At 54.0% G+C, this 26,428-nt stretch carries 29 protein-coding genes and 4 tRNA genes; all 33 read left to right on the top strand.

All coding sequences use genetic code 11. From position 1 onward, the window contains the following. Positions 1–159: 159 nt before the first annotated feature. The 33 genes from birA (at position 160) to rplX (ending at position 26,421) form a co-directional block, all read left to right on the top strand. Positions 160–1,119 carry a bifunctional biotin--[acetyl-CoA-carboxylase] ligase/biotin operon repressor BirA gene (birA, locus tag QN399_RS24355; RefSeq protein WP_322182894.1) on the top strand — a complete coding sequence of 320 codons (960 nt, stop codon included), beginning with the start codon at positions 160–162 and terminating at the stop codon, positions 1,117–1,119. Next, a complete protein-coding gene (locus tag QN399_RS24350) occupies positions 1,109–1,858 on the top strand; it encodes a pantothenate kinase (RefSeq protein ID WP_322182404.1) in 750 nt (249 codons plus the stop codon). Before birA ends, QN399_RS24350 begins: the two co-directional genes overlap by 11 nt. A gap of 7 nt (positions 1,859–1,865) precedes the next feature. Then, complete coding sequence (locus tag QN399_RS24345; protein WP_322182402.1) at positions 1,866–2,306, top strand: hypothetical protein; 441 nt, start codon at positions 1,866–1,868, stop codon at positions 2,304–2,306. A gap of 142 nt (positions 2,307–2,448) precedes the next feature. Further along, a tRNA-Tyr gene (locus QN399_RS24340) sits at positions 2,449–2,533 on the top strand. Positions 2,534–2,558: 25 nt separating this feature from the next. Continuing rightward, positions 2,559–2,632: transfer RNA gene (locus QN399_RS24335), tRNA-Gly, on the top strand. Positions 2,633–2,658: 26 nt separating this feature from the next. Next, positions 2,659–2,734, top strand: a tRNA-Thr gene (locus tag QN399_RS24330). Between the two features lie 76 nt (positions 2,735–2,810). After that, the gene (gene tuf, locus QN399_RS24325) at positions 2,811–4,004 is read left to right on the top strand and encodes an elongation factor Tu (RefSeq protein WP_322182399.1); all 1,194 of its coding nucleotides are present in this window, start codon (positions 2,811–2,813) and stop codon (positions 4,002–4,004) included. A 54-nt stretch (positions 4,005–4,058) separates the two neighbouring features. Then, a tRNA-Trp gene (locus tag QN399_RS24320) sits at positions 4,059–4,134 on the top strand. Between the two features lie 47 nt (positions 4,135–4,181). Continuing rightward, positions 4,182–4,550: a preprotein translocase subunit SecE gene (gene secE / locus QN399_RS24315; protein WP_219062800.1), complete on the top strand. Its 369-nt coding sequence runs from the start codon at positions 4,182–4,184 to the stop codon at positions 4,548–4,550. A gap of 9 nt (positions 4,551–4,559) precedes the next feature. Then, on the top strand, positions 4,560–5,093 hold the full coding sequence (nusG, locus tag QN399_RS24310; protein WP_219062798.1) for a transcription termination/antitermination protein NusG: 534 nt from the start codon (positions 4,560–4,562) through the stop codon (positions 5,091–5,093). A 117-nt stretch (positions 5,094–5,210) separates the two neighbouring features. Beyond that, positions 5,211–5,642, top strand: coding sequence for a 50S ribosomal protein L11 (gene rplK / locus QN399_RS24305; protein WP_219062797.1), 432 nt, complete (start codon positions 5,211–5,213; stop codon positions 5,640–5,642). Beyond that, a complete protein-coding gene (gene rplA / locus QN399_RS24300; protein ID WP_219062796.1) occupies positions 5,642–6,337 on the top strand; it encodes a 50S ribosomal protein L1 in 696 nt (231 codons plus the stop codon). Before rplK ends, rplA begins: the two co-directional genes overlap by 1 nt. A gap of 194 nt (positions 6,338–6,531) precedes the next feature. Continuing rightward, on the top strand, positions 6,532–7,032 hold the full coding sequence (gene rplJ, locus QN399_RS24295) for a 50S ribosomal protein L10 (protein WP_219062794.1): 501 nt from the start codon (positions 6,532–6,534) through the stop codon (positions 7,030–7,032). 77 nt (positions 7,033–7,109) lie between these two features. Then, entirely contained in the window at positions 7,110–7,475 is a 366-nt protein-coding gene (rplL, locus tag QN399_RS24290; protein ID WP_219062792.1) for a 50S ribosomal protein L7/L12, read from the top strand. Positions 7,476–7,696: 221 nt separating this feature from the next. Further along, positions 7,697–11,770, top strand: a complete 4,074-nt coding sequence (rpoB, locus tag QN399_RS24285) for a DNA-directed RNA polymerase subunit beta (RefSeq protein ID WP_322182396.1) — start codon at positions 7,697–7,699, stop codon at positions 11,768–11,770. Positions 11,771–11,834: 64 nt separating this feature from the next. Beyond that, complete coding sequence (rpoC, locus tag QN399_RS24280; protein ID WP_219062790.1) at positions 11,835–16,034, top strand: DNA-directed RNA polymerase subunit beta'; 4,200 nt, start codon at positions 11,835–11,837, stop codon at positions 16,032–16,034. 201 nt (positions 16,035–16,235) lie between these two features. Then, positions 16,236–16,607 (top strand): 30S ribosomal protein S12, encoded by a 372-nt coding sequence (gene rpsL, locus QN399_RS24275; RefSeq protein WP_003186084.1) that lies wholly within the window; start codon positions 16,236–16,238, stop codon positions 16,605–16,607. Positions 16,608–16,731: 124 nt separating this feature from the next. After that, positions 16,732–17,202: a 30S ribosomal protein S7 gene (gene rpsG / locus QN399_RS24270; protein WP_003400433.1), complete on the top strand. Its 471-nt coding sequence runs from the start codon at positions 16,732–16,734 to the stop codon at positions 17,200–17,202. A 30-nt stretch (positions 17,203–17,232) separates the two neighbouring features. Then, positions 17,233–19,335 (top strand): elongation factor G, encoded by a 2,103-nt coding sequence (gene fusA / locus QN399_RS24265; protein WP_322182373.1) that lies wholly within the window; start codon positions 17,233–17,235, stop codon positions 19,333–19,335. Between the two features lie 31 nt (positions 19,336–19,366). Continuing rightward, the gene (gene tuf / locus QN399_RS24260) at positions 19,367–20,560 is read left to right on the top strand and encodes an elongation factor Tu (RefSeq protein WP_219062788.1); all 1,194 of its coding nucleotides are present in this window, start codon (positions 19,367–19,369) and stop codon (positions 20,558–20,560) included. Positions 20,561–20,700: 140 nt separating this feature from the next. Next, on the top strand, positions 20,701–21,012 hold the full coding sequence (rpsJ, locus tag QN399_RS24255; RefSeq protein ID WP_003186070.1) for a 30S ribosomal protein S10: 312 nt from the start codon (positions 20,701–20,703) through the stop codon (positions 21,010–21,012). A gap of 81 nt (positions 21,013–21,093) precedes the next feature. Next, positions 21,094–21,729: a 50S ribosomal protein L3 gene (gene rplC, locus QN399_RS24250; RefSeq protein ID WP_219062787.1), complete on the top strand. Its 636-nt coding sequence runs from the start codon at positions 21,094–21,096 to the stop codon at positions 21,727–21,729. A gap of 12 nt (positions 21,730–21,741) precedes the next feature. Further along, the gene (rplD, locus tag QN399_RS24245; RefSeq protein WP_219062785.1) at positions 21,742–22,344 is read left to right on the top strand and encodes a 50S ribosomal protein L4; all 603 of its coding nucleotides are present in this window, start codon (positions 21,742–21,744) and stop codon (positions 22,342–22,344) included. After that, on the top strand, positions 22,341–22,640 hold the full coding sequence (gene rplW / locus QN399_RS24240) for a 50S ribosomal protein L23 (protein WP_017129879.1): 300 nt from the start codon (positions 22,341–22,343) through the stop codon (positions 22,638–22,640). Before rplD ends, rplW begins: the two co-directional genes overlap by 4 nt. 14 nt (positions 22,641–22,654) lie before the next feature. Further along, positions 22,655–23,479, top strand: a complete 825-nt coding sequence (rplB, locus tag QN399_RS24235) for a 50S ribosomal protein L2 (protein ID WP_322182370.1) — start codon at positions 22,655–22,657, stop codon at positions 23,477–23,479. Positions 23,480–23,495: 16 nt separating this feature from the next. Next, the gene (gene rpsS, locus QN399_RS24230) at positions 23,496–23,771 is read left to right on the top strand and encodes a 30S ribosomal protein S19 (RefSeq protein ID WP_002555486.1); all 276 of its coding nucleotides are present in this window, start codon (positions 23,496–23,498) and stop codon (positions 23,769–23,771) included. A gap of 13 nt (positions 23,772–23,784) precedes the next feature. Next, positions 23,785–24,117 carry a 50S ribosomal protein L22 gene (gene rplV / locus QN399_RS24225; protein WP_002555485.1) on the top strand — a complete coding sequence of 111 codons (333 nt, stop codon included), beginning with the start codon at positions 23,785–23,787 and terminating at the stop codon, positions 24,115–24,117. Between the two features lie 13 nt (positions 24,118–24,130). Continuing rightward, on the top strand, positions 24,131–24,817 hold the full coding sequence (gene rpsC, locus QN399_RS24220; RefSeq protein ID WP_003176422.1) for a 30S ribosomal protein S3: 687 nt from the start codon (positions 24,131–24,133) through the stop codon (positions 24,815–24,817). Between the two features lie 12 nt (positions 24,818–24,829). Further along, positions 24,830–25,243: a 50S ribosomal protein L16 gene (rplP, locus tag QN399_RS24215; protein WP_095080428.1), complete on the top strand. Its 414-nt coding sequence runs from the start codon at positions 24,830–24,832 to the stop codon at positions 25,241–25,243. Further along, positions 25,243–25,434 carry a 50S ribosomal protein L29 gene (gene rpmC / locus QN399_RS24210; protein ID WP_002555481.1) on the top strand — a complete coding sequence of 64 codons (192 nt, stop codon included), beginning with the start codon at positions 25,243–25,245 and terminating at the stop codon, positions 25,432–25,434. Before rplP ends, rpmC begins: the two co-directional genes overlap by 1 nt. 2 nt (positions 25,435–25,436) lie before the next feature. Then, positions 25,437–25,703: a 30S ribosomal protein S17 gene (gene rpsQ / locus QN399_RS24205; RefSeq protein ID WP_003444370.1), complete on the top strand. Its 267-nt coding sequence runs from the start codon at positions 25,437–25,439 to the stop codon at positions 25,701–25,703. Positions 25,704–25,726: 23 nt separating this feature from the next. Then, positions 25,727–26,095, top strand: coding sequence for a 50S ribosomal protein L14 (gene rplN, locus QN399_RS24200; RefSeq protein WP_002555479.1), 369 nt, complete (start codon positions 25,727–25,729; stop codon positions 26,093–26,095). 11 nt (positions 26,096–26,106) lie between these two features. Next, on the top strand, positions 26,107–26,421 hold the full coding sequence (gene rplX, locus QN399_RS24195) for a 50S ribosomal protein L24 (protein ID WP_219062783.1): 315 nt from the start codon (positions 26,107–26,109) through the stop codon (positions 26,419–26,421). The last annotated feature ends 7 nt before the right edge of the window (positions 26,422–26,428 follow it).

Raw genomic sequence — 26,428 nt, 5'->3', positions numbered from 1 at the left:
CCATGTGAGAGTAGGTCATCGTCAAGATTGAATTCCGAAACCCCTGTTTGCTTACGCAAACAGGGGTTTTGTTTGTGCGGTTGATAAACACATTTTCGTTTCTATGCATTAGCGGGCCGGGTGGCTATTATGCGTGCCTCATTGTTAGGCGATATCCGCATGCTGACGTTATTGAAGCTTCTTAAGGATGGCAATTTTCATTCGGGGCAAGCCCTGGGCCATGCTCTTGGAGTCAGTCGCAGTGCTGTATGGAAGCAGCTGCAGCAGCTCGAAGCGGAGTTGAGTCTTGAGATCCATAAAGTAAGAGGTCGAGGCTACCGCTTGGCCGATCCGATATCGCTACTGGATCGGGATGAAATCTCCATCGCGGGTTCTTCTCCTGCGTGGCCAATCCTGACCTTCGATTCAATCGACTCCACCAATGCAGAGGCGCTACGCGCAATTGAGCGCGGCCATGATATGCCAGTGCTTGTACTCGCTGAGCGGCAAACTGCCGGCAGAGGGCGACGCGGGCGTAAATGGGTAAGTCCATTTGCGGAGAATATCTACTACAGCCTGGTCTTGAGAGTTGAAGGCGGTATGCGCCAGCTTGAGGGCTTGAGCCTGCTTGTGGGGCTGGCGGTGATGCAGACCCTCCGTGGAGTGGGGGTCGAGAATGCCGGCCTGAAATGGCCGAATGACATTCTTGTCGGGCAGCGCAAGATTGCAGGCGTTCTATTAGAGTTGGTGGGAGATCCCGCTGATGTCTGTCACGTTGTAATAGGCATAGGCATCAACGTAAATATGCAAGCGGCGTCCGAAGTCGATCAGCTTTGGACTTCTGTCCGACTTGAAACCGGCGTCTTGTCAGATCGTAATGACTTGATCGCGCGACTGAATCGCACGCTTGAGCGCTATTTAAGTATTCATCGGCAAAATGGATTCCCCGCTTTTCAGGCTGAGTGGGAGCAGGGGCACTTATGGCAGGGGCGAGCCGTTACGCTGCTCGCGGGAGCCAGTAGCGTTGAGGGTGTGGTTTTAGGGGTTGATGCGCAAGGTGCTCTGCGGTTGAGGGTGGGTTCGCAGGAGAAAACTTTTAGTGGTGGTGAGCTCAGTTTGAGGCTGCGTGATGATTCTTGAACTTGATTGCGGTAACAGCTTCATCAAATGGCGGGTAATTCACGAGGATGCTCCATCGGCAGTCGTGGGAGGTATTGTCGATTGTGATGAGGCGCTGCTACGGGCTCTTCATCAGGTGCCGGGTCTGCGCTTGGCTCGCTGTAGATTGGTAAGCGTGCGCAGCAACGAGGAAACGGCCCAGTTGGTCGCTGTTCTGGTCAAGGCCTTTTCGATAGACGTCATGTATGCCGCTCCTGCGAGGCTTATGGCCGGCGTAACAAATGGTTATGACGAATATGAGCTGCTAGGCCTGGATCGGTGGCTTGCCATAGTGGGTGCGTATCATCTGGCAGGTGGCGCGTGCTTGGTGCTGGATCTGGGGACTGCTATCACGTCCGATTTTGTTGCACCCGATGGGCAGCACCTGGGAGGTTTTATCTGTCCGGGTATGCCCTTGATGCGCAATCAGCTGCGTACACATACACGACGGATTCGCTACGACGATGCTGCTGCGGAGCGCGCACTGATCAACTTCGCCCCAGGACGCTCGACAGCTGAGGCGGTGGAGCGTGGGTGTTCGTTGATGGCGCGAGGTTTTGTACTGACTCAATTGAGCATGGCTCGCGATCATTGGAAGGACGATTTCACCGTTTTTGTTACGGGCGGCGATGCGGATTTGATTGGGGGGATTTTGCCGGACGCGCGAATGATGCCTGATCTGGTTTTCGTGGGGCTGGCCCTGGCTTGTCCATTGCCTTGAGGTTGCTATGCGCTGGCTATTTCTTTTGCTATTGATGCTCAATGCCTTCTATTACATATGGCATCAGCAGGAAGCACCTCTGCGGGCCAAGGAGGTTATTTCCTTGTCGTTGTATCGAGGTTCTCAGCAAGATATTCATCTGCTGAGTGAGTCTGATGCTGCGCGCGAAAACCCTTCTGCTCCCCATGAGGCTGAGGAAAAGTGCCTGTATCTGGGTGGTTTTGTTCGTCAGGAGGATGCACGCCTGGTTGAGCAGCGGTTAACGAGCCTCGATATACAGTCGCAGTTTCAGTCTCCCGCGGCAGGTTCTACGGCTGGTTATTGGTTGAGGGTTGCTCCGTCGAGTCGACGGCTTGTGGATGAGGGCCTGATTCAGGAACTCACTCAGGACTTCTCACAGCTAAAAAACAAAATAATGTCTTGTGAGGGCATTGCAACTACGGATTAGTTTGCATAGAATGGCGCCCGCTTCGCAGCGTGGCGTTAACAGCGTCACCTGTAGAGTTGTTGTCAGCGAATGTAACCTCAGGTTTTTAATGAGAAAATAGTTGACAGAAGGGTAGCATGAGTTGAAAATGCTGCCTCGTTCAGGAGGGGTTCCCGAGCGGCCAAAGGGATCAGACTGTAAATCTGACGTCTACGACTTCGAAGGTTCGAATCCTTCCCCCTCCACCAAATTTCAGCGTTAGCAGCAAGCGCCGCGGGTATAGTTTAGCGGTAGAACCTCAGCCTTCCAAGCTGATGATGCGGGTTCGATTCCCGCTACCCGCTCCAAGTTTGCTGTTGGTGCAATGTGTTTCGCTCTTGTAGCTCAGTTGGTAGAGCACACCCTTGGTAAGGGTGAGGTCAGCAGTTCGAATCTGCTCAAGAGCTCCATTACCAAGGCAGATATGAAAATATCTGCCTTTGTTTTAAGCGGTCAAGATTCATTCTTCTATTGGAGATGGTGTCGATGGCTAAAGAAAAGTTCGAACGCAAGAAGCCGCACTTGAACGTTGGTACCATAGGTCACGTTGACCATGGAAAGACGACCTTGACTGCAGCTCTGACCAAAGTATGCGCTGAAGCATTCGGTGGTTCTGCTCGTGACTTCTCTCAAATCGATAATGCTCCTGAAGAAAAGGCGCGCGGCATTACAATCAACACGTCGCACGTTGAATATGATTCTGCGATCCGTCACTACGCTCATGTTGACTGTCCTGGCCACGCTGATTATGTGAAAAACATGATTACCGGAGCTGCTCAGATGGATGGCGCGATCCTAGTGTGCTCTGCGGCTGATGGTCCAATGCCGCAGACTCGTGAACACATTTTGTTGTCTCGTCAGGTTGGGGTTCCATATATTGTTGTCTTCCTGAATAAGGCTGACATGGTTGACGATCAAGAGTTGCTTGAATTGGTCGAAATGGAAGTCCGGGATCTGCTGAGTGCGTACGGTTTTCCGGGTGATGAAACCCCGATCGTGATTGGTTCCGCTTTGATGGCGTTGAATGGTCAGGATGAAGGCGGAATGGGCACGACAGCCGTCCGTAAATTGGTTGATACTCTGGACAGTTATATTCCAGAGCCTGAGCGTGCAGTCGACAAGCCGTTCCTGATGCCGATCGAAGATGTGTTCTCGATCTCGGGTCGCGGTACGGTTGTAACGGGTCGCGTTGAGCGTGGCATCGTCAGGGTGCAGGAAGAGATCGAGATTATCGGTATCGTTCCCACCATAAAGACGACGTGTACGGGTGTTGAAATGTTTCGGAAGCTGCTCGATGAAGGTCGTGCGGGCGAGAATGTCGGAGTACTGTTGCGCGGCACCAAACGTGATGATGTTCAGCGAGGTCAGGTTTTGGCCAAGCCGGGCTCTGTCAGGCCGCATACCAGGTTCGAAGGTGAAGTGTATATTCTGAGCAAGGAAGAGGGTGGTCGTCATACGCCATTCTTCAAAGGTTACCGTCCACAGTTTTACTTCCGTACAACGGATGTGACCGGTAACTGTGAATTGCCAGAGGGCATTGAGATGGTAATGCCTGGTGACAACGTGAAAATGGTTGTCACCCTGATTCAGCCGATTGCGATGGAGGATGGTCTTCGTTTCGCTATTCGTGAGGGCGGTCGTACCGTCGGCGCGGGTGTCGTAGCTAAAATCATCGAGTAAGTTGTTGAAAAACTCTTGTTGGGCCGGCATAATGGTCGGCCTAATTTTGCTTTTAGGTCAGTAGCTCAATTGGCAGAGCGACGGTCTCCAAAACCGTAGGTTGGGGGTTCGATTCCCTCCTGACCTGCCAGATTCACTCGGTGTTAATCTGGCTTTCTTTTCACAGGATCCTCGTAGATGACTCCCAAGGCTGAAGCCCAAGACTCTCGCTTTGACCTGCTTAAATGGCTCCTGGTAGCCGTTTTGGTGGTCGTAGGTGTTGTCGGCAATCAGTACTACTCAGCGGAACCGATCCTGTACCGCGTGCTTGTATTGCTTGCTATTGCTGCTGCTGCTGCCTTTGTTGGTTTGCAGACAGGAAAAGGTAAAGCTTTCTTCGTGTTGGCAAAGGAGGCTCGTACCGAGATTCGTAAAGTCGTTTGGCCTACTCGCCAAGAAACTACGCAGACCACATTGATTGTTGTGGCTGTTGTGTTGGTTATGGCGCTGCTGTTGTGGGGTTTAGATTCCCTGCTCGGTTGGCTTGTTTCTTTGATTGTCGGCTAAGGGTGTCCCGTGGCTAAGCGTTGGTACGTAGTGCATGCTTACTCCGGTTATGAGAAGCATGTCATGCGCTCTCTGCTTGAGCGTGTGAAGCTGGCTGGCATGGAAGAAGGCTTCGGCGAAATTCTGGTTCCCACTGAAGAAGTGGTTGAAATGCGTAATGGCCAGAAACGCAAAAGCGAGCGCAAATTCTTTCCAGGCTATGTGCTGGTACAGATGGATATGAATGAGGGTACTTGGCACTTGGTCAAGGACACTCCTCGTGTGATGGGTTTCATCGGCGGTACTGCTGATAAGCCAGCACCGATCACTGATAAAGAGGCAGAAGCGATTCTGCGTCGCGTCGCTGATGGTAGCGACAAACCGAAGCCAAAAACACTGTTCGAGCCAGGTGAAGTTGTTCGTGTCACCGACGGTCCATTCGCTGATTTTAACGGCACGGTTGAAGAAGTTAACTACGAAAAAAGCCGGATCCAAGTGGCTGTGCTTATTTTCGGTCGCTCTACTCCGGTAGAGTTAGAGTTCAGCCAGGTCGAAAAGGCATAGCTGAACGAAAATCCCAACCCCGCAGCCCTAGGCTGTGGGGTTTTGTCGTCACTGGGATAAACGCGCAAGTAACCGGGGAGCCTTTTTAGGCGTCTGAACCCGTAATTGGAGTGCCTCATGGCCAAGAAAATTACCGCTTACATCAAGCTGCAAGTGAAGGCCGCTCAGGCTAACCCAAGCCCACCTGTTGGTCCTGCTCTGGGTCAGCATGGCGTGAACATCATGGAATTCTGCAAGGCTTTCAACGCCCGTACTCAGGGTCTTGAAGCAGGTCTGCCGACTCCAGTGATCATCACTGTCTACAGCGACCGTAGCTTCACTTTCGAAACCAAATCCACACCTGCTTCGGTTCTGCTGAAGAAGGCTGCTGGTCTGACTAGCGGTTCCGCTCGTCCGAACACCGTTAAGGTTGGCACCGTGACCCGTGCTCAGCTGGAAGAAATCGCGAAAACCAAAAACGCGGATCTGACAGCAAGTGATATGGACGCCGCTGTGCGTACCATCGCTGGCTCTGCTCGTAGCATGGGCCTTAACGTGGAGGGTGTGTAATGGCTAAGTTGACTAAGCGCCAAAAAGCTATCGCGGCTAAAATTGAGCCGGGCAAAGCTTATAACTTCGCAGACGCAGCTGCTCTGTTGACCGAGCTGTCGACGGTCAAGTTCAGCGAATCTGTTGACGTTGCGGTTAACCTTGGTGTTGACCCGCGTAAATCCGATCAGGTTGTTCGCAGTGCAACCGTGCTTCCGCACGGCACTGGCAAAACTGTTCGCGTTGCTGTGTTCACCCAGGGCCCTGCTGCTGAAGCTGCTCTGGCTGCTGGCGCTGATCGTGTTGGTATGGACGACCTGGCCGCCGAAATGAAAGCCGGCAACCTGAACTTCGACGTTGTTATCGCCTCCCCGGACGCGATGCGTGTTGTTGGTCAGTTGGGTCAGATCCTCGGCCCACGTGGCCTGATGCCTAACCCTAAAGTCGGCACTGTGACGCCAGACGTAGCCACGGCGGTTAAAAACGCCAAGGCTGGTCAGGTTCGTTATCGCACCGACAAAAACGGCATCATCCACACTTCCGTTGGCAAAGTCGGTTTCGACGCTGTCAAGTTGAAGGAAAACGTTGAAGCGTTGATCGCTGATTTGAAGCGTATCAAGCCAGCTTCTTCGAAAGGTATTTATGTCAAGCGCGTTACCCTGAGCACCACTATGGGCCCAGGTCTGGTCATCGACCAAGGCTCGCTGGACGCGTAAGACAAATGGGTGCAGGCGACTGCACCTATGAAAGATTGGGGTCCCTGCCTGGCGGGGGCTATCCAAGACCGTAGGCGGCGAAAGTCTTAAACCTCAAGCCTACGCAGATGGTGCTCCCGGTTCCTTACCGAATCAGACACCAAAACGACATCCGACCTCGGTTGGATGAAACGGTAACAAGCAGGAGTTAACCCGTGGCAATTAAACTCGAAGACAAGAAGGCCATCGTCGCTGAAGTCAACGAGGCTGCCAAAGTAGCTCTGTCCGCTGTCGTGGCTGATGCCCGCGGTGTGACAGTAAGCGCTATGACCGGACTCCGTAAAGAGGCCCGTGAAGCAGGCGTTTACGTACGCGTTGTACGTAACACCTTGCTGCGACGCGCCGTTGCAGGCACTCAATATGACGTGCTCAACGACGTGTTCACAGGCCCGACCTTGGTTGCGTTCTCCAACGAACACCCTGGCGCTGCTGCCCGTTTGTTCAAGGAATTCGCCAAAGGTCAGGATAAGTTCGAGATCAAGGCAGCTGCGTTCGAGGGCAAGTTCCTCGCAGCTAATCAGATCGACGTACTGGCAACTCTGCCGACCCGTAACGAAGCTATTTCTCAGCTGATGAGCGTGATTCAAGGCGCTACCAGCAAGTTGGCTCGTACTCTGGCGGCTGTTCGCGAACAAAAAGAAGCGGCCGCAGCTTAAGGCTGAGCACTTCTTCTCGCGTATTTTTGTTTATTTCGATGGCCGCGTAGGCCGTCCCCAAATCAGGAATTAGAGTCATGTCTATCTCTCAAGACGATATCCTCAACGCCGTAGCTGAAATGTCCGTTCTGCAGGTTGTTGAGCTGATCAAAGCTTTCGAAGAAAAATTCGGCGTTTCTGCTGCCGCTGCTTCCGCCGGCCCAGCTGCTGCTGCCGCTGTTGTTGAAGAGCAGACTGAATTCAACGTTATGTTGACCGAAACTGGCGAGAAGAAAGTTAACGTGATCAAGGCTGTACGTGAACTGACTGGCCTGGGCTTGAAAGAAGCCAAAGCTGTAGTTGACGGCGCTCCTGGCATCGTTCTGGAAGCTGTATCGAAAGATGCTGCTGACAAAGCCAAAGCTGTTCTGGAAGAAGCAGGCGCTAAAGTCGAGCTGAAATAAGCATCGACTTTGCGTATCCAGCCCAAGCGTTAAGCGAAAGGCTGATGGCTGGTGGCTCTTGCCACCGGCCTTTTTCCGTTATAGATGGCTGGCCTGGTCAGCATCTGTAACGTGTAAGAGCCACCCGATGCGGGTGGTGCAAACCAAGGGGTTTGCACGATTTTCTGGCTGCTCCCGTCGGGAGAAGCCAAACAAGCAGGTGACCAAGCTGGGGAACGCTGATGGCTTACTCATATACTGAGAAAAAACGTATCCGCAAGGACTTTAGCAAGTTGCCGGACGTAATGGATGTGCCTTATCTCCTGGCCATCCAGCTGGATTCGTATCGCGAATTCCTGCAAGCGGGAGCTACCAAAGATCAGTTCCGCGACGTCGGTCTGCATGCAGCCTTCAAATCCGTTTTCCCGATCATCAGCTACTCCGGCAATGCTGCGCTGGAGTATGTGGGTTATCGCTTGGGCGAACCGGCATTTGATGTCAAAGAGTGCGTGCTGCGCGGAGTGACTTACGCTGTGCCTTTGCGGGTCAAGGTCCGTTTGATCATTTTCGACAAAGAATCGTCGAATAAAGCGATCAAGGACATCAAAGAGCAAGAAGTCTACATGGGTGAAATTCCCCTGATGACTGAGAACGGTACCTTCGTAATCAACGGTACCGAGCGCGTAATCGTTTCCCAGTTGCACCGTTCCCCGGGCGTGTTCTTCGACCACGACCGCGGTAAGACGCACAGCTCCGGTAAGCTGCTTTATTCCGCGCGTATCATTCCATACCGCGGCTCGTGGCTGGACTTCGAGTTCGACCCGAAAGACTGCGTGTTCGTTCGTATCGACCGTCGTCGTAAGCTGCCTGCGTCCGTATTGTTGCGCGCGCTGGGCTATACGACTGAGCAAGTGCTCGATGCGTTCTATACCACCAACATTTTCCATGTGCAGGGTGAAAACCTGAATCTGGAGCTGATTCCTCAGCGTCTTCGTGGTGAAATTGCGGCTATTGACATCTTGGACGACAAAGGCAAAGTCATTGTCGAACAAGGTCGTCGGATCACCGCTCGCCATGTAAACCAGATGGAAAAAGCCGGGATCAAAGAGCTGGAAGTGCCTATGGACTATGTCCTGGGTCGCACTACCGCCAAGATCATCGTGCATCCAGCGACCGGCGAAATCATTGCCGAATGCAACACGGAGCTGAACACCGAGATTCTGGCAAAAATCGCCAAGGCTCAGGTTGTCCGTGTCGAAACGTTGTACACCAACGATATCGATTGCGGTCCGTTTGTCTCTGACACGCTGAAGATCGACTCCACCAGCAACCAATTGGAAGCGCTGGTCGAGATCTATCGCATGATGCGTCCTGGTGAGCCACCGACCAAAGATGCAGCCGAAACGCTGTTCAACAACCTGTTCTTCAGCCCTGAGCGCTATGACCTGTCTGCAGTCGGTCGGATGAAGTTCAACCGTCGTATCGGTCGTACCGAGATCGAAGGTTCGGGTGTGTTGTGCAAAGAAGATATCGTCGCCGTCCTGAAGACGCTGGTTGATATCCGTAACGGCAAAGGCATCGTCGATGACATCGACCACTTGGGTAACCGTCGTGTTCGTTGTGTTGGCGAAATGGCCGAAAACCAGTTCCGCGTTGGCCTGGTACGTGTAGAGCGTGCGGTCAAAGAGCGTCTGTCGATGGCGGAAAGCGAAGGTCTGATGCCTCAAGACCTGATCAACGCCAAGCCAGTCGCAGCCGCGGTCAAAGAGTTCTTCGGTTCCAGCCAGCTTTCGCAGTTCATGGACCAGAACAACCCGCTGTCCGAGATCACCCACAAGCGTCGTGTCTCTGCACTCGGCCCTGGTGGTTTGACTCGTGAACGTGCCGGCTTCGAAGTTCGTGACGTACACCCGACTCACTATGGTCGTGTATGCCCGATTGAAACGCCGGAAGGTCCGAACATTGGTCTGATCAACTCCTTGGCTGCCTATGCGCGTACCAACCAGTACGGCTTCCTCGAAAGCCCGTACCGTGTGGTTAAAGACGCACTGGTGACTACCGAAATCGTGTTCCTCTCGGCTATCGAAGAAGCGGATCACGTTATCGCTCAGGCTTCGGCCACGATGAACGACACCGGTCACCTGATCGACGAATTGGTTGCGGTACGTCACCTCAACGAATTCACCGTCAAGGCGCCTGAAGACGTGACGCTGATGGACGTTTCGCCGAAGCAGGTAGTTTCGGTAGCGGCCTCGCTGATCCCGTTCCTCGAGCATGACGACGCCAACCGTGCGTTGATGGGTTCGAACATGCAGCGTCAGGCGGTACCGACCCTGCGTTCCGACAAGCCGCTGGTCGGCACCGGGATGGAGCGTAACGTTGCCCGTGACTCCGGTGTTTGCGTCGTGGCTCGTCGTGGCGGCGTGATCGACTCGGTCGATGCCAGCCGTATCGTGGTTCGTGTTGCTGATGACGAAGTTGAAACCGGTGAAGCTGGTGTAGACATCTACAACCTGACCAAATACACCCGTTCCAACCAGAACACCTGCATCAACCAGCGTCCGCTGGTGAGCAAGGGTGATCGGGTTGAGCGTAGCGACATCATGGCTGACGGTCCGTCCACCGATATGGGTGAGCTGGCTCTGGGTCAGAACATGCGCATCGCATTCATGGCGTGGAACGGTTACAACTTCGAAGACTCCATCCTCCTGTCCGAGCGTGTTGTTCAAGAAGACCGTTTCACCACGATCCACATTCAGGAACTGACCTGTGTGGCTCGTGACACCAAGCTTGGGCCTGAAGAGATCACTGCAGACATCCCGAACGTGGGTGAAGCTGCACTGAACAAGCTTGATGAAGCCGGTATCGTTTATGTCGGTGCTGAAGTCGGCGCTGGCGACATTCTGGTCGGTAAGGTCACTCCGAAAGGCGAGACCCAGCTGACACCAGAAGAAAAACTGTTGCGTGCGATCTTCGGTGAGAAGGCGAGCGACGTTAAGGACACTTCCCTGCGCGTACCTACGGGTACCAAGGGCACTGTCATCGACGTTCAGGTCTTCACTCGTGACGGTGTTGAGCGTGATGCTCGTGCTCTGTCCATCGAGAAGATCCAGCTCGACGAAATCCGTAAGGACTTGAACGAAGAGTTCCGTATCGTCGAAGGCGCTACGTTCGAACGTCTGCGTTCCGCTTTGGTAGGCCGTACGGCTGAAGGCGGCGCAGGTCTGAAGAAGGGTCAGGACATCACCGACGAAATTCTCGACGGTCTCGAGCATGGTCAGTGGTTCAAACTGCGCATGGTTGAAGATGCTCTGAACGAGCAGCTCGAGAAGGCTCAGGCTTACATCGTTGATCGTCGCCGTCTTTTGGATGACAAGTTCGAAGACAAGAAACGCAAGCTGCAGCAGGGCGATGACCTGGCACCTGGCGTTCTGAAGATCGTCAAGGTTTACCTGGCAATCCGCCGTCGCATCCAGCCGGGTGACAAGATGGCTGGTCGTCACGGTAACAAAGGTGTGGTCTCCGTGATCATGCCAGTTGAAGACATGCCGCACGATGCCAATGGCACACCGGTCGATATCGTCCTCAACCCGCTGGGCGTACCTTCGCGTATGAACGTCGGTCAGATCCTTGAAACCCACCTGGGCCTTGCTGCCAAGGGCTTGGGTGAGAAGATCAACCGTATGCTTGAAGAGCAGCGTAAAGTCGCAGACTTGCGCAAGTTCCTCAACGAGATCTACAACGAAATTGGCGGTCGCCAGGAAAATCTGGAAGACTTCACCGACAAGGAAATCCTGGATCTCGCGAAGAACCTTCGCAACGGCGTGCCAATGGCAACTCCGGTGTTCGACGGTGCCAAGGAAAGCGAAATCAAGGCAATGCTTAAACTGGCTGATATGCCAGAAAGCGGCCAGATGCAGCTGTTCGACGGTCGTACCGGCAACAAATTCGAGCGCCCGGTAACAGTTGGCTACATGTACATGCTGAAGCTGAACCACTTGGTGGACGACAAGATGCACGCGCGTTCCACTGGTTCTTACAGCCTGGTTACCCAGCAGCCGCTGGGTGGTAAGGCTCAGTTCGGTGGTCAGCGTTTCGGGGAGATGGAAGTGTGGGCGCTGGAAGCATACGGCGCGGCTTACACTCTGCAAGAAATGCTCACAGTGAAGTCGGACGATGTGAACGGTCGGACCAAGATGTACAAAAACATCGTGGACGGCGATCACCGTATGGAGCCGGGCATGCCCGAGTCCTTCAACGTGTTGATCAAAGAAATTCGTTCGCTCGGTATCGATATCGATCTGGAAACCGAATAACACGTGACGCGAATTGGGAGCAGGGCTGTATTGCCTTCTCCCTGCTCCGCCAGGAGGAAAGGCCTTGAAAGACCTACTGAATTTGCTGAAAAACCAGGGTCAAGTCGAAGAGTTCGACGCCATCCGTATTGGATTGGCATCGCCTGAGATGATCCGTTCGTGGTCGTTCGGTGAAGTTAAAAAACCGGAAACCATCAACTACCGTACGTTCAAACCTGAGCGTGACGGCCTGTTCTGCGCCAAGATCTTTGGCCCGGTAAAGGATTACGAGTGCCTGTGCGGTAAGTACAAGCGCTTGAAGCATCGTGGTGTGATCTGCGAGAAGTGCGGCGTAGAAGTCGCGCTGGCAAAAGTTCGTCGCGAGCGTATGGCTCACATCGAACTGGCCTCGCCAGTTGCCCACATCTGGTTCCTGAAGTCCCTGCCGTCCCGTATCGGCTTGCTGATGGACATGACCCTGCGTGATATCGAACGCGTTCTCTATTTCGAGAGCTATGTCGTTATCGATCCAGGCATGACCACCCTTGAAAAGGGTCAACTGCTCAACGACGAGCAGTACTTTGAAGCACTCGAAGAGTTCGGCGATGACTTCGACGCCCGTATGGGTGCTGAAGCTGTCCGTGAACTGCTGCACGCTATCGACTTGGAACACGAGATTGGCCGTCTGCGCGAAGAAATTCCGCAAACCAACTCCGAAACCAAAATCAAGAAGCTGTCCAAGCGCTTGAAGTTGATGGAAGCCTTCCAGGGTTCCGGCAACCTTCCTGAGTGGATGGTGCTGACCGTTCTGCCGGTTCTGCCGCCAGATCTGCGTCCTTTGGTTCCGCTTGACGGTGGTCGTTTCGCGACGTCCGACCTCAACGATCTGTATCGTCGAGTGATCAACCGTAACAACCGCTTGAAGCGCCTGCTTGATCTGTCCGCACCGGACATCATCGTGCGCAACGAAAAGCGTATGTTGCAGGAAGCGGTCGATGCCTTGCTCGACAACGGCCGTCGTGGCCGTGCCATTACTGGTTCGAACAAGCGTCCTCTGAAGTCCCTGGCTGACATGATCAAGGGTAAGCAAGGTCGTTTCCGTCAGAACTTGCTCGGTAAGCGTGTTGACTACTCGGGTCGTTCGGTAATTACCGTAGGCCCGGCTCTGCGTCTGCACCAGTGCGGTCTGCCAAAGAAAATGGCTCTCGAGCTGTTCAAGCCGTTCATTTTCGGTAAGTTGGAAATGCGTGGCCTCGCCACCACCATCAAAGCCGCGAAGAAAATGGTTGAGCGCGAGTTGCCAGAGGTTTGGGACGTTCTCGCTGAAGTGATTCGCGAACACCCGGTTCTCCTCAACCGTGCACCGACTCTTCACCGTCTGGGTATCCAGGCGTTTGAACCGGTTCTGATCGAAGGTAAAGCTATTCAGCTTCACCCGTTGGTCTGTGCTGCGTACAACGCCGACTTCGACGGCGACCAAATGGCCGTTCACGTACCGCTGACGCTGGAAGCCCAGCTCGAAGCGCGCGCGCTGATGATGTCGACCAACAACATCCTGTCGCCAGCCAACGGTGAGCCAATCATCGTTCCGTCGCAGGACGTTGTATTGGGTCTGTACTACATGACGCGTGAAGCGATCAACGCCAAGGGCGAAGGTCGTGTGTTCGCGGATCTGCAGGAAGTTGACCGTGTGTTCCGTGCCGGCGAAGCCGCGCTGCATGCCAAAGTCAAAGTCCGCATCCACGAAACCGTCAATGATCGTGATGGTGGCAGCGTCAAGAACACCCGTATCGTCGACACAACCGTCGGCCGTGCGCTGTTGTTCCAAGTGGTTCCGGCCGGCCTGTCGTACGACGTGGTCAACCAGCCGATGAAGAAAAAAGCGATCTCCAAACTGATCAACCAGTGCTACCGCGTGGTTGGTTTGAAAGAGACCGTTATTTTCGCTGACCAATTGATGTATACCGGTTTTGCCTACTCGACTATTTCGGGTGTTTCCATTGGTGTTAACGACTTCGTTATCCCTGATGAAAAAGCTCGCATCATCGACGCTGCGACCGAAGAAGTTAAAGAGATCGAAAGTCAGTACGCCTCAGGCCTGGTAACCCAGGGCGAGAAGTACAACAAGGTGATCGACCTTTGGTCCAAGGCCAACGACGAAGTTTCCAAGGCGATGATGTCGAACCTCTCGAAAGAGAAAGTCATCGACCGTCATGGCGTCGAAGTTGATCAGGAATCCTTCAACTCGATGTACATGATGGCTGACTCCGGCGCACGGGGTTCTGCTGCACAGATTCGTCAGCTCGCAGGTATGCGTGGCTTGATGGCCAAGCCGGATGGCTCGATCATCGAAACGCCGATCACTGCGAACTTCCGTGAAGGTTTGAGCGTACTTCAGTACTTCATCTCCACTCACGGTGCTCGTAAAGGTTTGGCGGATACCGCGTTGAAAACTGCGAACTCCGGTTATCTGACTCGTCGTCTGGTAGACGTGGCTCAGGATCTGGTGGTTACAGAAGTCGACTGCGGTACCGAGCACGGTCTGCTGATGACGCCGCACATTGAAGGCGGCGACGTCGTTGAGCCATTGGGTGAGCGCGTACTGGGTCGAGTTATCGCCCGTGACGTGTTCAAGCCGGGTACCGATGATGTCATCGTTCCTGCGGGCACCCTGGTTGACGAGAAGTGGGTTGAGTTCATCGAGCTGAACAGCATCGATGAAGTGATCGTACGTTCGCCAATCAGCTGCGAAACTCGTTTCGGTATCTGCGCCAAGTGCTACGGTCGTGACCTGGCTCGCGGGCATCAGGTGAACATCGGTGAAGCTGTCGGCGTAATCGCTGCGCAGTCGATCGGTGAGCCGGGTACTCAGCTGACCATGCGTACGTTCCACATCGGTGGTGCGGCAAGCCGGACCTCTGCTGCTGACAGCGTTCAGGTGAAGAATGGCGGTACTGTCCGCCTGCACAACCTGAAGCACGTTGAGCGAGTTGATGGTTGCCTGGTTGCAGTGTCTCGTTCTGGTGAACTGGCTATTGCTGATGACTACGGTCGTGAGCGTGAGCGTTACAAGCTGCCGTACGGTGCTGTGATTTCGGTGAAGGAAGGCGACAAGGTCGACGCTGGCGCAATCGTGGCCAAGTGGGATCCGCACACTCACCCAATCGTCACCGAGATGAAAGGTACCGTGACCTACGTGGGCATGGAAGAAGGCATCACGATCAAGCGTCAGACAGACGAATTGACCGGTATGACCAACATCGAAGTACTCGACGCCAAAGACCGTCCAGCTGCCGGTAAGGACATCCGTCCTGCCGTTAAGATGGTCGGTGTGGATGGCAAGGATCTGCTGCTGCCAGGTACCGACGTACCGGCTCAGTACTTCCTGCCGGCTAACGCCCTGGTCGGTGTTGCGGATGGTGTGCAGGTTGCGATCGGTGATGTTATCGCCCGTATCCCGCAAGAGACTTCGAAAACCCGTGACATCACCGGTGGTCTGCCGCGTGTTGCCGACTTGTTCGAAGCGCGTCGTCCGAAAGAAGCCTCCATTCTGGCTGAGGTCAGCGGCACCATCGCGTTCGGTAAAGAGACCAAAGGCAAGCGCCGTCTGGTCATTACCCCGAACGATGGCAGCGACTTGTACGAAGAGCTGATTCCAAAGTGGCGTCACCTGAACGTCTTCGAAGGCGAGCAAGTGAACCGCGGTGAAGTCATCTCCGACGGCCCGAGCGATCCACACGATATCCTGCGTCTGCTGGGTGTGAGTGCGCTGGCCAAGTACATCGTTAACGAGATCCAAGACGTTTATCGTCTGCAAGGCGTGAAAATCAACGATAAGCACATCGAAACGATTCTTCGTCAGATGCTGCGTAAAGTTGAGATCGCCGAGTCTGGCGATTCAACCTTCATCAAGGGCGACCAGATGGAGTTGACGCATGTTCTGGTCGAGAACGAGCGCCTGAGCGCGGACGAGAAATTCGTTTCCAAGTTCACTCGTGTGTTGCTGGGTATCACCAAGGCATCGTTGTCCACCGAGTCGTTCATCTCCGCAGCCTCCTTCCAGGAGACAACGCGGGTACTGACCGAAGCGGCTGTAACCGGCAAGCGCGACTACTTGCGCGGCCTGAAAGAAAACGTGGTCGTGGGTCGTTTGATCCCGGCCGGTACCGGTCTGGCTTATCACAGCGAGCGCAAACGTCGCCGTGAAGCAGACAAACCGTTGCGTGTTAGCGCCAGTGAAGTCGAAGCTGCACTGACCGAAGCGTTGAACTCAAGCGGTAATTAAGATTGAAGCCCTGGCCCTCCCGGCCAAAAGGCAATGGCGTTATGCTGTTGTCTTCATGGTCGGGGAGGTTGGGGCTTTGTCTTGACTGGGGGCAGGATCCTCTTTAGACTCTTGTACCCCTAAATTTGGCGGGACTCGTGTCCTGCCATTTTGCTTTTCTTGTAAGACAATAGCGTCGCAAGACAACAGTGGAGCTAGTAGATGGCAACTATCAACCAGCTGGTACGTCAGCCGCGTAAGCGTATCGTCGAGAAATCCGACGTACCTGCGCTGCAGAACTGCCCGCAACGTCGTGGCGTATGCACCCGTGTGTATACAACTACGCCGAAAAAACCAAACTCGGCACTGCGTAAAGTATGCCGTGTGCGCCTGACCAACGGTTTCGAGGTTTCCTCGTACATCGGTGGTGAAGGTCACAACCTGCAAGAGCACAGCGTCGTACTGATTCGTGGCGGTCGTGTAAAAGACTTGCCAGGTGTTCGTTACCACACCGTTCGCGGCTCCCTGGATACTTCCGGCGTTAAAGGTCGTAACCAAGGTCGTTCGAAATACGGTACCAAACGTCCGAAGTAATCGGCCGTTTTTTGCGATAAATTGCAGATTTCTATTTTTCTGAGTCGATAAGAGTAAGGTCGGGCGCACCTCGCAAGAGCGCTGTGGTCCCGAGCTAACCTGAAGACCGTTTGAGGGCTTATCCATGCCAAGAAGACGCGTAGCAGCCAAGCGCGATGTGCTTGACGATCCAAAATACGGCAGCCAGATTCTGGCCAAGTTCATGAACCACGTGATGGAAAGCGGCAAGAAAGCCGTTGCCGAGCGTATCGTTTATGGCGCGCTGGAAAAGGTTAAAGAACGCAAGAACAGCGACCCCCTGGAAATCTTCGAGAAAGCTCTCGACGCCATCGCTCCGCTGGTCGAAGTGAAGTCGCGCCGTGTAGGCGGTGCTACTTACCAGGTTCCGGTCGAAGTTCGTCCATCCCGTCGTAACGCACTGGCAATGCGCTGGTTGGTAGACTTCGCGCGCAAGCGTGGCGAAAAGTCTATGGCTCTGCGTTTGGCTGGCGAATTGATGGACGCTGCTGAAGGTAAAGGTGCTGCAGTTAAGAAGCGTGAAGACGTGCACCGTATGGCTGAAGCCAACAAGGCTTTCTCGCACTACCGCTTCTAATTTCGGCATCACTAATTTTGCGAGGGCTTTATGGCTCGTACTACTCCGATTAACCGCTACCGTAACATTGGTATCGTAGCTCACGTGGATGCTGGTAAAACCACCACCACCGAGCGCGTCCTTTTTTACACTGGCGTAAACCACAAAATGGGCGAGGTGCATGATGGCGCCGCGACCATGGACTGGATGGTGCAGGAGCAGGAGCGTGGTATCACTATCACCTCCGCTGCAACCACGGCCTTCTGGTCGGGTTCTGCCAAGCAGTTCGACAAGTATCGCTTCAACATCATCGACACCCCTGGCCACGTTGACTTCACTATTGAAGTAGAGCGTTCGCTGCGCGTACTTGATGGCGCTGTCGTTGTGTTCTGTGGCACTTCGGGTGTTGAGCCTCAGTCGGAAACCGTATGGCGTCAAGCCAACAAATACGGTGTTCCGCGTCTTGTTTACGTAAACAAGATGGACCGTGCGGGTGCTAACTTCCTGCGCGTTGTCGCTCAGATCAAGCAGCGCCTGGGTCACACTCCAGTCCCTATTCAGCTCGCTATTGGCGCTGAAGATAACTTCCAGGGTCAGATCGATCTGATCAACATGGAAGCGGTCTACTGGGATGATGCTGACAAGGGCATGGCTCCACGCCGCGAAGCAATTCCGGCGGACATGCTTGAGCTGGCTGAAGAGTGGCGCGGCAACATGGTAGAGGCTGCGGCCGAAGCCACTGAAGAGTTGATGAACAAGTACCTCGAAGGTGAAGAACTCACCATCGAAGAGATCAAGTCTGCTCTGCGTCAGCGTACTATCGCTGGTGAGATCGTTCTTGCTGTTTGCGGTTCTTCGTTCAAGAACAAGGGCGTTCCCCTGGTTCTAGACGCCGTTATCGATTTCCTGCCGGCTCCAGCTGACATTCCAGCCATCAAGGGTTCTGACCCGGATGACGAAGAAGTCGCTATGGAACGTCATGCAAACGACGACGAACCGTTCTCGGCTCTGGCTTTCAAAATTGCTACCGACCCATTCGTGGGTACTCTGACTTTCGTGCGCGTTTACTCGGGCGTGTTGAGCTCCGGCGACGGCGTGATCAACTCGGTCAAGGGCAAGAAAGAGCGCGTTGGTCGTATGGTGCAAATGCATGCGAACACTCGTGAAGAGATCAAGGAAGTACGCGCTGGTGACATCGCGGCCTTGATTGGTATGAAGGACGTCACCACCGGTGACACCCTTTGCTCGAGCGACAAGCCGATCATCCTCGTTCGTATGGACTTCCCGGAACCCGTTATTTCGGTTGCCGTTGAGCCAAAGACTAAGGATGACCAGGAAAAAATGGGTATCGCTCTGGGCAAACTTGCTCAGGAAGATCCATCTTTCCGCGTCAAAACTGATGAAGAGACTGGTCAAACGATCATCTCTGGCATGGGCGAGTTGCACCTGGACATCCTGGTAGACCGGATGCGCCGTGAGTTCAACGTCGAAGCCAACATCGGTAAGCCACAGGTTTCCTATCGTGAAAAAATCACGAAGGCCTGTGAGATCGAAGGCAAGTTCGTTCGCCAGTCCGGCGGTCGTGGTCAGTTCGGCCACTGCTGGATTCGTTTTGCTCCTGCTGACGAAGGTCAGGAAGGTCTGCAATTCGTGAACGAAGTAGTGGGTGGTGTGGTTCCTAAGGAATTCATCCCGGCTATCCAGAAGGGTATCGAAGAGCAGATGAAGAACGGCGTTGTTGCCGGCTATCCGCTGATCGGCCTGAAGGCTACTGTGTTCGATGGTTCTTACCATGACGTCGACTCCAACGAGATGGCGTTTAAGGTGGCTGCTTCCATGGCGACCAAGCAGTTGGCCACTAAAGGTGGTGGTGTTCTGCTTGAGCCGGTCATGGCTGTAGAGGTTGTTACACCTGAGGACTATATGGGTGACGTGATGGGCGACTTGAATCGTCGTCGCGGCATGATCTTGGGTATGGAAGATACGGTTTCCGGCAAAGTGATTCGCGCCGAGGTTCCGTTGGGTGAGATGTTCGGTTATGCGACCGACGTCCGTTCCATGTCTCAGGGTCGCGCGAGCTACTCTATGGAATTCAAAAAATACGATGTAGCTCCGGCGCATATCGTCGAAGCTGTCACTAAAAAACAAGGCTGATTCAGCCCCTTTAGGCTAGGAGTTAATTGTCGTGGCTAAAGAAAAATTTGAACGTACCCTCCCGCACGTCAACGTTGGCACCATTGGTCACGTTGACCATGGCAAAACCACTCTGACTGCTGCTCTGACTCGAGTGGCTGCAGAAGCGTTTGGTGGTAAAGCAGCTGATTTCGGCAGCATCGATAGCGCGCCGGAAGAAAAGGCTCGTGGTATCACCATCAACACTGCTCACGTTGAATACCACACCAAGATCCGTCACTACGCTCACGTTGACTGCCCAGGTCACGCTGACTATGTGAAGAACATGATCACCGGTGCTGCGCAGATGGACGGCGCTATCCTGGTTTGCTCGGCAGCTGATGGTCCTATGCCTCAGACTCGCGAGCACATCCTGTTGTCCCGTCAGGTAGGTGTTCCGTACATCGTTGTTTACCTGAACAAGGCTGACTTGGTAGACGACGCTGAGCTGTTGGAACTGGTTGAGATGGAAGTGCGCGATCTGCTGAGCACTTACGACTTCCCAGGTGACGATACTCCAATCATTATCGGTTCCGCGCGTATGGCGCTGGAAGGTCTGGACGATAACGAAATGGGTACCACTTCGGTTCTTAAGCTGCTTGAGACTCTGGACAGCTACATCCCAGATCCAGTGCGTGCGATCGACAAGCCGTTCCTGATGCCAATCGAAGACGTGTTCTCGATCTCTGGTCGTGGCACCGTGGTAACAGGTCGTATCGAGCGTGGGATCATCAAGATCCAGGAATCGATCGAGATCGTTGGTCTGCGTGACACCGTCACCACTACCTGCACCGGCGTTGAAATGTTCCGTAAGCTGCTCGACGAAGGTCGTGCTGGCGAGAACTGCGGCGTGCTGTTGCGCGGTACCAAGCGTGAAGACGTTGAGCGTGGCCAGGTTCTGGTCAAGCCGGGTTCGGTTAAGCCGCACACCACGTTCACCGCAGAAGTTTACGTTCTGAGCAAAGAAGAAGGCGGCCGTCATACTCCGTTCTTCAAAGGCTACCGTCCACAGTTCTACTTCCGTACAACTGACGTGACCGGTAACTGCGAATTGCCAGAAGGCGTTGAAATGGTAATGCCAGGTGATAACATTCAAATGACTGTTACCCTGATCAAAACCATCGCGATGGAAGAAGGTCTGCGTTTCGCCATTCGTGAAGGCGGTCGTACCGTCGGCGCTGGCGTAGTAGCCAAGATCCTCGCGTAAGCGTTGATTGATAAAAGGGCCCCCGCTTGCGGGGGCTTTTTTATTGGGTTGACACTAGGTTGGGCCGTCTATAGAATTGCGCCTCCTTTTAACGGGCGTATTGCGTCCGGTGGGAATAGCAGCTGGGAGTCTGAAATCCAATGCAAAATCAGCAAATCCGTATCAGGTTGAAGGCTTTTGACCATCGTCTGATCGACCAATCCACCCAGGAAATCGTGGAAACCGCGAAACGTACTGGTGCACAGGTGCGTGGTCCGATTCCACTTCCTACCCGTAAAGAGCGGTTCACTGTTCTGGTTTCTCCGCACGTCAACAAAGACGCGCGCGACCAGTATGAGATCCGTACTCACAAGCGCGTTCTGGACATCGTCCAGCCAACGGATAAAACCGTTGACGCACTTATGAAGCTTGATCTTGCGGCCGGTGTGGAAGTACAGATCAGCCTCGGCTAAGACTCGGGTCTTAGTCGTGTAACGCTCTGAAATGGGCGGCCATAGCGGGTGAAAGCCCCGTACACTCATGAGGTTTACAACATGACTATTGGTGTAGTCGGTCGTAAATGCGGTATGACCCGTATTTTCACCGAAGAAGGTGTCTCCATTCCGGTTACGGTCATTGAGATCGAGCCGAATCGCGTCACCCAGTTCAAAACCGAAGAAACTGATGGCTATCGTGCAGTGCAAGTCACTGTCGGTGTGCGTCGTGCTTCGCGTGTGACTGCTGCTCAAGCAGGTCACTTCGCAAAAGCGAACGTTGCTGCTGGTCGCGGTGTTTGGGAGTTTCGTCTTGAAGAAGGCGACTACCAGGCTGGCGACGTAATCAATGCAGAAATCTTCGCCGCTGGTCAGATGGTCGATGTGACCGGTCAGTCCAAAGGTAAAGGTTTCCAGGGTACGATCAAACGCCACAATTTCCGTGGCCAAGACAATACTCACGGCAACTCCGTATCCCACCGCGTCCCGGGCTCAATCGGCCAGTGCCAGACTCCTGGTCGTGTATTCAAGGGCAAAAAAATGTCCGGTCATATGGGCGCTGAGCGCGTGACCGTGCAGTCCCTGGAAGTGGTGCGCGTGGACGCTGAACGCAATCTGTTGTTGGTCAAGGGTGCTGTTCCTGGCGCTACTGGCGGCAACCTGGTTGTACGTCCGGCAGCCAAGGCTCGCGGTTAAGGGGAAGCTGACATGCAATTAAATGTAAATGACGCTCAGGCGATCGAAGTTTCCGAACTGACGTTCGGCGGCGAGTTCAACGAGACGCTGGTTCACCAAGCAGTCGTGGCCTACATGGCCGGCGGCCGTCAAGGTAGCAAGGCCCAGAAGACCCGTTCAGACGTTTCCGGTGGCGGTAAGCGCCCATGGCGTCAGAAAGGTACTGGTCGTGCTCGTGCCGGTACTATCCGTAGCCCAATCTGGCGTGGCGGCGGTACCACTTTTGCTGCTCGTCCTCAGGATCACTCCCAGAAACTCAACAAGAAGATGTATCGCGCAGCATTGCGCTCCATCCTTGCTGAGCTGGTACGTACTGATCGTCTGGTCGTGGTTCAGGACTTCGTAGTTGAAGCGCCGAAAACCAAAGACCTGCTGAACAAGCTGAATGGCATGGGTCTGACTGATGTCTTGATCGTGTCTGATGCTGTTGATCAGAACCTGTACCTGGCTGCTCGTAACCTGCCGCACGTTGATGTTCGTGACGTACAGGGTTCCGATCCAGTTAGTCTGATCGCATACGACAAGGTGTTGATCACCGTGTCGGCCGTGAAGAAATTCGAGGAGCTGCTGGGATGAACCAGGAACGCGTATTTAAAGTTCTACTCGGCCCGCACGTTTCCGAGAAGGCTACGGTTCTGGCTGACAAGAAAGGCCAGTTCGTTTTCAAGGTTGCTACTGACGCAACCAAGCTGGAAATCAAGAAGGCCGTCGAAAGCCTGTTCAGCGTGAAAGTAGAGCGTGTTACTACCCTGAATGTTCTGGGTAAGAGCAAACGTACTGCTCGCGGTCTGGGCAAGCGTAATGACTGGAAGAAGGCGATTATTTCCCTTCAACCGGGCCAAGATCTCGATTTCAGCAGCAGTGCTGAGTAAGGAAGGGGTGCATCATGGCAATCGTTAAATGCAAACCGACTTCCCCTGGCCGCCGTTTTGTGGTCAAGGTGGTCAACCAGGAGCTGCATAAAGGCGCTCCTCACGCACCGCTGCTCGAGAAGAAATCGAAGACTGGTGGTCGTAACAACAATGGCCGTATTACCACTCGTCACATCGGTGGTGGTCATAAGCAGCATTATCGTTTGGTCGATTTCCGTCGTAACGACAAAGATGGCATCAGTGCCACCGTTGAGCGTATCGAATACGATCCAAACCGTACTGCTCACATCGCCCTGCTGTTGTACGCAGATGGCGAGCGCCGCTACATTATTGCCCCTAAAGGCATTAGTGCTGGCGACCAGCTGATCGCAGGTGCCTTGGCACCGATCAAGCCGGGCAACGCTCTTCAGTTGCGCAACATTCCAGTGGGTAGCACCGTACACGGCATCGAGTTGAAGCCGGGTAAAGGCGCGCAAATCGCTCGTTCCGCTGGTGCTTCTGCTCAGCTGGTAGCGCGTGATGGTGTCTACGTGACCCTGCGTCTGCGCTCTGGTGAAATGCGTAAAGTATTGGCTGAATGCCGTGCAACGCTTGGCGAAGTCTCGAACTCCGAGCACAGCCTGCGTTCGCTGGGTAAAGCTGGTGCCAAACGCTGGCGTGGCGTTCGCCCAACCGTTCGTGGTGTTGCCATGAACCCGGTTGACCACCCACATGGTGGTGGTGAAGGTCGTACCTCTGGTGGTCGTCATCCGGTATCGCCGTGGGGCTTCCCGACTAAGGGCGCGAAGACTCGTGGTAATAAGCGTACCGACAAAATGATCGTCCGTCGTCGCAAGTAAATAGAGGGATACGACAGTGCCACGTTCTCTGAAAAAAGGTCCTTTTATCGATCTTCACCTACTGAAGAAGATCGAAGTGGCGGCGGAAAAGAATGATCGCAAACCAGTTAAGACCTGGTCGCGCCGTTCTATGATTCTGCCGCAAATGGTCGGTTTGACCATTGCTGTGCATAACGGTCGTCAACATGTCCCAGTTCTTGTGAACGAAGACATGGTCGGCCATAAACTAGGCGAGTTTGCCGGTACCCGCACTTATCGTGGGCACGTGGCAGACAAGAAAGCCAAGCGTTAAGGGGTAAGGAACGATGGAAGTAGCCGCTAAGTTGTCGGGCGCTCGAATCTCCGCCCAGAAAGCCCGCTTGGTCGCCGACCAGATCCGCGGGAAGAAGGTGGGCGAAGCGCTCAACCTGTTGGCTTTCAGCAGTAAGAAAGCCGCCGAGATCCTGAAGAAAGTGCTGGAGTCGGCCGTAGCCAACGCCGAGCATAACGAAGGCGCAGACGTTGATGACCTTAAGGTCTCCACCGTTTTCGTCAACGAAGGGCGTTCGCTGAAGCGAATCATGCCGCGTGCCAAAGGCCGCGCTGATCGCATCGTCAAGCGGTCTTGCCATATCACTGTCAAGGTTGCTGACAAGTAACGGAGTCGAAGAGATGGGTCAGAAAGTACATCCCATTGGCATTCGCCTGGGAATCGTCAAGGAGCACACCTCCGTCTGGTACGCAGACGGTCGGACTTATGCGGACTATTTGTTCGCTGATCTGAAGGTGCGCGAGTATCTCCAAGACAAACTAAAAAGCGCGTCCGTAAGCCGTATCGATATCCATCGTCCGGCTCAGACTGCACGTATCACCATCCACACCGCTCGTCCCGGCATCGTGATCGGCAAGAAAGGTGAAGATGTTGAGAAACTGCGTCAGGACCTGACCAAGCAAATGGGTGTGCCTGTGCACATCAATATCGAAGAGATCCGCAAGCCGGAGCTTGACGGTATGCTGGTTGCGCAGAGCGTAGCTCAGCAGCTGGAGCGTCGCGTAATGTTCCGTCGCGCTATGAAGCGCGCTGTTCAGAACGCCATGCGCATTGGTGCCAAAGGCATCAAAATCCAAGTGAGCGGTCGTCTCGGCGGTGCTGAAATCGCACGTACTGAATGGTATCGCGAGGGTCGTGTGCCACTGCACACCCTGCGTGCTGACATCGACTATGCCAACTACGAAGCTCACACCACTTATGGTGTGATCGGTGTAAAGGTTTGGATCTTCAAAGGCGAAGTAATTGGTGGTCGCCAAGAAGAGCTGAAACCACAAGCACCAGCGCCTCGTAAAAAAGCTGCTAAGTAAGGGGTACGCCAAATGTTGCAACCAAAGCGTACGAAGTTCCGCAAGCAGATGACAGGCCACAACCGTGGCTTGGCTCAGCGCGGTAGCAAAGTCAGCTTCGGCGAATATGCGCTGAAGTCTGTTGCTCGTGGTCGTCTCACCGCTCGTCAGATTGAGTCAGCGCGTCGTGCACTGACCCGTCACGTTAAACGTGGCGGCAAAATCTGGATCCGTGTATTCCCGGACAAACCTGTAACCAAAAAGCCACTCGAAGTTCGGATGGGTAAAGGTAAGGGTAACGTTGAGTACTGGGTTGCCCAGATTCAGCCAGGCAAAGTCCTGTATGAAATCGAGGGTGTTACTGAAGAGCTGGCGCGTGAGGCTTTCGCCCTGGCTGCTGCGAAGCTGCCACTCGCCACCTCCTTTGTTAAACGGACGGTGATGTGATGAAAGCGAATGAACTTCGTGAAAAATCAGCACAGCAGCTGAACGAGCAATTGCTCGGCCTGCTGCGCGACCAGTTCAATCTGCGTATGCAGAAAGCAACTGGCCAGTTGGGGCAGTCTCACCTGCTCTCGCAAGTTAAACGTGACATTGCTCGCGTGAAGACTGTGCTTAACCAGCAGGCAGGTAAGTGATCATGGCTGAAGCCGAAAAAACCGTCCGTACGCTGACTGGCCGTGTTGTCAGCGACAAGATGGACAAGACCATCACCGTTCTGATCGAGCGTCGCGTAAAGCACCCGATCTACGGTAAATATGTTAAGCGTTCGACTAAGCTGCACGCGCACGACGAAACCAATCAGTGCCACATCGGCGACAAAGTCACGATTCGTGAAACTCGTCCGCTGGCCAAGACCAAGTCTTGGGCATTGGTTGATATTCTCGAACGCGCTGTGGAAGTCTAAGGACTAGGGGTCGGAGAAATTATATGATTCAGACTCAATCCATGCTCGATGTGGCCGATAACAGCGGCGCACGCCGCGTTATGTGCATCAAGGTGCTGGGTGGCTCCCATCGTCGTTACGCTGGTATCGGTGACATCATCAAAGTGACCGTCAAGGAAGCAATTCCGCGCGGCAAGGTGAAAAAAGGCCAAGTGATGACTGCAGTAGTAGTCCGCACTCGCCATGGTGTTCGTCGTGCTGACGGCTCCATCATCCGCTTTGACGGCAACGCTGCTGTTCTGTTGAACAACAAGCAAGAGCCGATTGGCACCCGTATCTTTGGGCCAGTGACCCGTGAACTTCGTACTGAGAAGTTCATGAAGATCGTCTCGCTCGCCCCAGAAGTGCTGTAAGGAGATCCGACATGCAAAAGATTCGTCGTGACGACGAGATCATCGTGATCGCCGGCAAAGACAAAGGTAAGCGCGGTAAGGTGCTTAAGGTTCTCGTTGACGACCGTCTGGTCGTTGGTGGGCTCAACCTGGTTAAGCGTCATACCAAGCCTAACCCGGCGTCGGGCGTTCAGGGCGGTATCGTCGAGAAAGAAGCGCCATTGCACGCTTCTAACGTCGCCATTTTCAACGGCGCAACCAACAAGGCTGACCGCGTTGGTTTCAAAGTTGAAGACGGCAAGAAAATTCGTGTCTTCAAGTCGACCCAAAAAGCGGTTGATGCTTGAACACTGC

The sequence above is a fragment of the Pseudomonas sp. 10C3 genome (assembly GCF_036346185.1).
Classification (GTDB): domain Bacteria; phylum Pseudomonadota; class Gammaproteobacteria; order Pseudomonadales; family Pseudomonadaceae; genus Aquipseudomonas.
Note: the sequence above shows the minus strand (reverse complement) of the source record. Positions and strands in the feature narration are given on the sequence as shown.